Here is a 6377-nt window from a genome sequence, read left to right on the forward strand (position 1 = left end):
CCTCGAGCAAGCTCTGCGGGGTCTCACCGATCATGTTCATCCCGCAGGAGTCTGCATCGCCCCCCCCTCTGGAACTTGCGAAATAGAGAGCTCGAAATCCACTTCGAAGATGCCTGCTCAACAAAGATAATGAACCTTAGACCGAAAGAGTATCTAGCGTATTCAGGTGTATAAACCCCGCTATATAAGCCTTTAAGGCTCCTTCAGCATGATTACCTCTCATATGAAAGGATCCGTTATACGTTTCAGGCTGGGTTGGCGAAGGAAACGACGAGACCCCACAGGGAGTGAACGAGCGAGGATGCTTGCCAGTTCCCCCGCAGGAAAGCGAGTTGTTTCCGCAGCCTCCCTTATCAAGTTTTCGGCAACGGATCCAAGTTATCTTGAAACTGAGTCTTCAACAATCCGGCACTATAGCTTAATAAGTCTTTAACTATAAATGACCTACAAAGTTTAACAGATAGAAAAAAAGACCGCCGAGTTTAACTCGACGGCCCCGAAACGATCCTTTTTACACAAGGGTCGTTTTTATATTATTACGCGAAATATTGGTTCAACGGAGGTACGATTTGTTTCTTACGGGAAACTACACCTTCAAGTACAGCCTGGTTGCCATCTAATGAAACATTAAACGCCTGAGCGACAGCTTCTTTGTTCCCGACAGCTACTACTGTAGAATTGTTCGTAAGAATGTCCGTTACGACTAATAAGAATAAATCCGAACCTTTATCTGCTACAGCTTTTTCCATAGCCTGCTCAAGTTCCGCTTTACGAGTAAGCACATCATCTGTATCCACTGTATTCACCTGAGCGATCTCAACGTTTTTATCTCCCATGGAAAATTCTTTCGCATCCAGAGAAATAACTTCTTCAGCAGAAAGGCCGCTGATATCTGCGCCAGCTTTCAACATTTCAAGTCCGTACTCTTCTGCATTCACGCCTGCGATAGCAGCCAGTTCTTCAGCTGCCTGGCGATCCTCATCGGTACATGTCGGAGATTTAAACAATAAAGAATCAGAGATAATGGCAGATAGCATCAGCCCGGCCATTGGTTTAGAGATTTCTTTATTATTTTCTTTATAAAGTTTGTTTAAAATCGTCGCTGTACAACCCACGGGTTCAGCACGATAGTAAAGAGGTCCTTCCGTTTCAAAGTTAGCAATACGGTGGTGGTCAATAACCTCAAGAATTTTAACTTCTGCCAGATCTTCTACACTCTGCTGGCGCTCGTTATGGTCAACCAGTATAACTTGTTCCACTTCGTCAGATACTTTCTCAACCAGCCTGGGTGCTTTCACATCAAAATAGTCGAGAGCGTATTGAGTCTCCCCGCCGATCTCTCCTAAACGTACCGGCTCTGTATCAAAGCCAAGTGAATTTTTTAAAGCGGCATAAGCAATCGCTGAGCTAATCGTATCCGTGTCAGGATTTTTATGGCCAAAAATTAATGTTTTATTCATTGTCATCTTCCTTTCTCCTTGTGCGTAGTTATGTACGTCTTTTACAGTGACGATTATAAGACAAAAATAGACGCGCGTCCATCTTATCGCTGTAATAAACGATGAATCAACCACCGCACTTACGGAAAATGAAAGGACCTTCTCCATTCACTTCTTTTTTTGAATGCTTTTGACAAAAGCGTAGCCTGCCATAATCTGGATCACGGTTCCTGCTGAAGGATTTGTTAAAATAATGGCAGGTGTTACGGATGGGAAAGGGAGAAAATAGGGTACAAAAAGTATATAAAGAGCCGGCACTACTAATAAAGCGATCAATAATCGGTTTATTCTTAATCTGCCTTCTCCCTTCCATTCTTTAATCATTTGTCCGGAGCCCATTAGAAAACCCACCGGAATATACGCGGTTTGGGTAAATAATAAGTAGAAATAAAAACTTTCCACTTCATTCGCTTTCATCTGTAAAAATTGGAATAAATAAGAAGCTATCCATAGGTAAATAAATAAAATAGATGCCTGTCCAAGAATTACCCAGTACGTACGCTTCACCATTCATCACCTCTACTAGTAAGCATACGAGAGAGAGATTCAAATATTTCTAAAAATTTTTTAAATCCGTAAATCCTATGGCATGCCTGAATTGAGAAGGTTTAATGAGAAAGTCAAAGGGGTAAAAGTAAAAAAGATGTTTGAGAACTAATAACACTTTGTGTTAGAATTCCTTACATACACAAATTAAGTGAGGTTCTACTCCAATTTCATTGGGGCGAAACTCCTCATAATAAATTAAAGAGAGGGTAATGTATGACTTACACGAAAGAAACGATTAAGCAGGAAGTACAAGCACACAAAGTAGAATTCATCGTACTAGAATTTACAGATATGCTTGGGGAAACTAAAAACGTAGAACTCCCTATCGATGAACTAGATATGGTATTAAATGAGGAAGCTATGTTTGACAGTTCTTCCATTTCAGGTTTCTCTGACATCCAAGAAAGTGATATGTACCTTGTACCAGACTTAGATACGTTCTTGGTTCTGCCTTCCCTGGTAGACGAAGATCAGAGTGCTCGCTTTATTTGCGACATCTATAAGCCTGACGGTACACCTTTCGAAGGAGACCCTCGTTACATTTTGAAACGCGCTATGCAAAAAGCGGAAGACATGGGCTATACCGTTAACGTAGGTCCTGAACCAGAATTCTTCCTATTTAAATTAAATGAAGACGGATATCCAGTTAGAAAGTTCAATGACCGCGCTGGTTATTTCGACTCTTCTCCTAAAGATAAAGGAGATAAAGTACGTCGTGATATCGTACGTACTCTGAAAAAATATGGTTTTGAAATGGAAGCTTCTCACCATGAAGTTGCCATGGGTCAGCACGAAATCAACTTCCGTTTTGACAATATGCTGAAAACGGCAGATAATATCCAAACGTTTAAAAACGTTGTAAAAGATATTGCAACAAACCATGACTATCACGCAACATTCATGCCTAAGCCGATCACTGGTGAGAATGGTTCCGGTATGCACTGCCACCTTTCCCTATTCCAAGATGGCGATAGCGCGTTCTTTGATGAGGACGCTGAGGATGGCGTTTCTAAAACAATGAAACAATTCATTGCCGGAATTCTGCATCATGCAAGCGGAATTGCTGCCATCACCAATCCGAACGTTAACTCGTACAAGCGTCTAGTGCCTGGGTATGAGGCTCCGGTCAGTGTAGCTTGGTCTCACTCCAACCGAAGCTGTATGATGCGCGTACCGACTACTCGTGGAAAAGGAACACGTTTTGAAGTGCGTAACCCGGACCCTACAGCGAACCCTTACTTGACGCTGGCTGTTCTTATTCAAGCTGGACTTGAAGGTATCCGTAATGAACTGGATGCAGGAGAAGCAGAAAGCCGTAACTTGTATGAAGTTGATGACGACAGTGTACCAACACTTCCTACAAACTTAAAAGAGGCAATTGAAGCTCTTAAGAAGGATGAAGTTCTTCTGGATGCTCTAGGCGAGCACACAGCGCAGGCTTATATTGATGATAAAGAAGAAGAATGGACCGACTATTCTCTTCAAGTAAGCCAGTGGGAAGTCGAAAAATATATGAACAAATAAAAAGTAATACCCCCATCTAAGATGGGGGTATTTTTTATGAGGGATAAATCTTTCCTTTATTAGGACCATGAAGCATCCGATTCGTTCGATGAGTCCCGTATTGATCTTTCAGCTCCAAACGGTGCAATTCTCGTTTCAGTTTATTAAAGCTGTTTAGCCGTTCAACTTCAAGCTCTCCCTCTGCAATAGCTTGCTGAACCGCACATCCAGGTTCTTGCTCATGCTGGCAATCCCTGAATTTACATTGCTGGCTCAAGTTTTCGATATCGGAAAAGGTACCCGCTGTTGTTTCCTGATCACCCCAAAGCTGTAACTCTCGCATCCCGGGAGTATCAATAATAAAGGCCCCTTCCGGCAGCTCAAACAATTCCCTGTGCGTGGTTGTATGACGCCCGCGTTCATCGCTTTCACGAACATTTTTCGTTGCCTGGACTTCTTTATGAAGCAGTCGATTAATTAAGGTTGATTTACCTACTCCGGAAGAACCTATTAAGGATATGGTCTCTCCTTCGTTAACTTCTGTAAGCAGAGAAACCATTCCTTCTCCCGTCAAGCTGTCCACTGCATAAACTGGAACACCGGGAGCAACACGCTTCACCTGCCACAGCTTTTCAGAGACCGTATCGCAAAGATCACGTTTTGTGCAAACCACTACTGGTCGTGCACCGCTCTCATATACCTGCTGCACGTATCGCTCAAGTCTTCTGACGTTAAACTCTTTTGTCAGAGCCGTAACGATAAATACAGCATCTATATTAGCAGCGATAATCTGCTCTTCGTTCCCCGTGCCTGCTTTTTTCCTGGAAAGAAGGGTTCTTCTCTGCAGGATGCGTTGAATTAAAGCCTTAGAATCATTATCGTAAGGTTGAAAGATGACCCAGTCTCCTACGGCTGGATAGTCTCTATTCTCCGTTATCTCATTATGAAAACGGCCGGATAATGTACCCGTATAGGTCTTAGATTCTGTTGCAATGCTGTAGATCCCATGAGTGGATCGAACCACACGGCCAGCTTGTTCCTGTTCGTTCATCTGCTTACTAAAATGCTCATGAAAATCTTTTCTTTCGTTCCGTTTCATTAAATTCCTCCTGAGCGCGGAGGACGTCAGAAGTTGATGGGTCCTCCACTGTATAATGTGATGGATACATAATTTAATTTCTTCATTGTGTTTGCCATAAAACATCAACTCCTAACGTGTAATTACTTTATAGTATAGCAGAAAAAGCAATTGTTGCCGGTAATTTTTTTATTAAAGTAGAATTACCTTCAAAGTGCCGCATTTTAACCTTCTACTGTCCCGTGCAGCATGGAATAGTACTCCACTTTATCATTTGATGTGGAAAAACCATGCTTTCCATTATCATAGGCGATCAGTACATAGCCTAATTCACTCTCAAGCTCCATAATGCTTCTTTTTTGTTGTTCCGTTAGTTCTGCTATCTCCCAATTCATTTTTTCACTTCCTTATCTGTCATTTTATCTTTATAAGGAATAACTTTTATTCCTCTTTCAGTCGCTTTATTTCGGTTTCCTCCGGCAGTTTCTTTGAAGCGCCTGGTATCTCCCTCGATTCGAAATTGATTACATCTGAGGAATAAACCGAAACGCTCATCTGCCCTCCATATACATTGGCACGGAGGAGTAATGGCTGATTATATATGTTTTTAAATGTGAAATCCGGGCCGTACCAGCTGACCGTGGCATCCCGGCCTTCAGGTACATATGGGACTCGTTTACTGTGGGAATAACGCTGTCCTATCTGTACACCAGCATTGTCTACAGCGTTAAAAATCGTTGAAGAAACCTGACAGATTCCTCCGCCAATTCCTTCCGACACTTCACCTCTCACAATAACCGGGGCAGGCATGTACCCCTTTTCTTTCGTTCGTTTTCCGACCACTTCATTGAAAGAGAATGTTTCCCCCGGGAAGACTACAGTGCTGTCGATACTCTCAGCAGCCAGCCGAATATTGTGGGTCCGTTCTTTGTTATTGGAATTGAAATACGTATCATAATGACCAATTTTTTGAGCACGAAGACTGGCAAGGACCTCACTGTCTACTTTTGGGTGAACGGTGTTCATTGGAACTTCAATTTTATGCTCACTCTGACTGTACAAGGAATGATACATGTTTTTAGAAAAGTCTTGTTTATCGAGTTTATAACCCGTTTTTTCAGGTACAATTTCTCCAGACTCTCCTATTTTAGCGTTCATCGGCTCTTCTTTAACGAGTTCCCCCACCCGTTCCATAATTTCATGCACTTTAGTATGGTCTGTAAAAGGCTGAAGAATAGGATCCATAAGAATGTCTGCCGGATGTATGGTAAGTATTTCTTCCCCTTGATACGTGATTGCCAGGTCCTCACTTTGATTAAATGGGGAAATAAGCAATAAGAAAATAAACATATTCGTTAATTTCATAAACGAAACCTCCCTTCTCTAGTTTGAGTAGAGGATAGGATTTCATGTAGAAATTCTTTTGCTTAGATTTAATTTTCAAATGCTCATTTGTTTATTTATATACTTGTTAATAGAAGGAAAGCTCTTCATTACAGAACCAAAAAAGGAATTATACTCTGCTGAGTACAATTCCTTTCCAGTAACTGCTTTAAGTTATAGTTAAAGCTCTGTTAAAACTCCTCATTGATCTTACAGATAAGCTCCCGTTTGTTGAAGACTTGATTTCGAGATATTTGTATTGAGCGGAAGGTCCTCCGGGGGACGATTTCGCTTTCCGCGGGCATGTGCTGAGCCTCCTCAAGCTAACGCTTTCCGGGGTCTCACCGATCATGTTTATCCCACAG

6 protein-coding genes are annotated in these 6377 nt (G+C 41.9%); 1 reads left to right on the plus strand and 5 read right to left on the minus strand.

The annotated features are described in order from the left end of the window. Nucleotides 1–536 precede the first annotated feature (536 nt). A complete protein-coding gene (locus WAM07_RS05780) occupies nucleotides 537–1460 on the minus strand; it encodes a manganese-dependent inorganic pyrophosphatase (protein ID WP_422165535.1) in 924 nt (307 codons plus the stop codon). 147 nt (nucleotides 1461–1607) lie between these two features. Then, the gene (locus WAM07_RS05785) at nucleotides 1608–2009 is read right to left on the minus strand and encodes a hypothetical protein (RefSeq protein WP_422165526.1); all 402 of its coding nucleotides are present in this window, start codon (nucleotides 2007–2009) and stop codon (nucleotides 1608–1610) included. A 252-nt stretch (nucleotides 2010–2261) separates the two neighbouring features. Between WAM07_RS05785 and WAM07_RS05790 the strand changes: the two genes are divergently transcribed. Beyond that, nucleotides 2262–3572 carry a glutamine synthetase family protein gene (locus WAM07_RS05790; protein ID WP_422165528.1) on the plus strand — a complete coding sequence of 437 codons (1311 nt, stop codon included), beginning with the start codon at nucleotides 2262–2264 and terminating at the stop codon, nucleotides 3570–3572. Between the two features lie 34 nt (nucleotides 3573–3606). Here the strand turns inward: WAM07_RS05790 and rsgA are convergent, their stop codons facing one another. The 3 genes from rsgA to WAM07_RS05805 form a co-directional block, all read right to left on the minus strand. Further along, nucleotides 3607–4650 (minus strand): ribosome small subunit-dependent GTPase A, encoded by a 1044-nt coding sequence (rsgA, locus tag WAM07_RS05795; RefSeq protein ID WP_422165529.1) that lies wholly within the window; start codon nucleotides 4648–4650, stop codon nucleotides 3607–3609. 203 nt (nucleotides 4651–4853) lie between these two features. Continuing rightward, on the minus strand, nucleotides 4854–5024 hold the full coding sequence (locus WAM07_RS05800; RefSeq protein WP_422165531.1) for a hypothetical protein: 171 nt from the start codon (nucleotides 5022–5024) through the stop codon (nucleotides 4854–4856). Between the two features lie 46 nt (nucleotides 5025–5070). Beyond that, nucleotides 5071–5994 carry a VanW family protein gene (locus tag WAM07_RS05805; protein ID WP_422165533.1) on the minus strand — a complete coding sequence of 308 codons (924 nt, stop codon included), beginning with the start codon at nucleotides 5992–5994 and terminating at the stop codon, nucleotides 5071–5073. Nucleotides 5995–6377: the final 383 nt, after the last annotated feature.

Source organism: Halobacillus sp., assembly GCF_049282395.1.
GTDB lineage: Bacteria > Bacillota > Bacilli > Bacillales > Halobacillaceae > Halobacillus.